Raw genomic sequence first — 1,277 nt, forward strand, 5'->3', positions numbered from 1 at the left:
CGTCTTGGCAGAGAGGCAGCGTGAGCGCAGCGCACAGACGTCGCAGTCGGCCTTGCGGCTGACATACCTGATCTCGATCCGGTTGCCGTTGGTCTTGCGGCCGTCCGTCGGGCTCAGGAGCCTGCCGGCGGGACAGCAATAGACATTGGCTTCGGTGTCGTAGGCGAACTCTTCATGGCTGATGCGATCTTGCGCTTCGAGTCGCGCGGTCCGCTTGGCTTGCGGAACGTAGGCCACGATCCCGTTCTCCTCGCAGTCCTTCAGCGTGGCGCCGTTGTAATAGCCGGTATCGGCGAGCGCCGTCAGTGTCTCGGCGCCAAGCTCCTCCTTCGCGGCTTTGGCTATGGTGTAAAGCAGGCCGGTATCGTTGCCGTCGTTGACGACCTCGCTTGCCGCGATCAGCTTGTGCTTGTCGTCGACGGCGATCTGAATGTTGAAGCCCACCACCACCTGGCCGTTCTTCGCCAACAGGCGAGCATCCGCATCGGTTCGCGACAACTGCGTCTGGCCAGTCTCTTCCAGTTGCGCCAGATCCGCCTTCAGCGCCGTGCGCTTGGCCATCAAAGCCGCGACCTTTTGCCCGACATCTCCGCCGCCATCACTTCCGCCTCCATCCGGTCCCGCCGGCGGGCGGTCCGTCTCCACGCTGTCATTGGCCTCCAGCGCGGCGCCATAGGCTTCTATCTCCAGTTCGATCTCCGCCAGCCGCTTGGCAAGCCTGCGCTGCGTCTTGATGCTCGCCTTGCTGGCATTGCCGTCAAAAAACGCCCCGTCGATCGCCACCACCTCACCGCCCAAAAGGCCGAGTTCGCGCATCAGCAGGACAAACTCCCGGTTCGTCGCCTTGAGCGCCTTCCAGTTGTCCCGGCGGAAATTGGCAATGGTGCGATAGCCGGGCACCAGGTACTTCATCAGCCAGATCAGCTCAAGATTGCGGCCGGCCTCGCGCTCAAGGGCGCGCGAGGAGCGTATCCGGTTGGTGTAGCCATAAAGATAGAGCTTCAGCAGATCGGCAGGATCGTAAGGCGGCTGTCCTGGCCCGCCGCCCGAACCGGCACGGCCGAAGCCAAGCCGCTCAAGGTCCAGCGCAGTGACAAAAGCCTCGATCGCCCGAACCGAACTGTCTCGGCCCACATAATCTTCCACCCGCGCAGGAAGAAGGCTTACCTGATCCCGGCTTACCCCGGTCTTGAACGTACGATTCGTCATACCGAATCGTACACTCGTTCGCATAAACGCCTAGGGTTCTTGCCCAGTCTCTTCGCTCCATCCGGGCT

At 62.3% G+C, this 1,277-nt stretch carries 1 protein-coding gene; it reads right to left on the minus strand.

Translation table 11 applies throughout. From position 1 onward, the window contains the following. On the minus strand, nucleotides 1-1,233 hold a 1,233-nt coding region (locus H8A95_RS43095), incomplete at its 3' end, for an IS1182 family transposase (RefSeq protein ID WP_229188459.1). Nucleotides 1,234-1,277: the final 44 nt, after the last annotated feature.

It is taken from the genome of Bradyrhizobium oropedii (genome assembly GCF_020889685.1).
In the GTDB taxonomy this organism is placed as follows: domain Bacteria; phylum Pseudomonadota; class Alphaproteobacteria; order Rhizobiales; family Xanthobacteraceae; genus Bradyrhizobium; species Bradyrhizobium oropedii.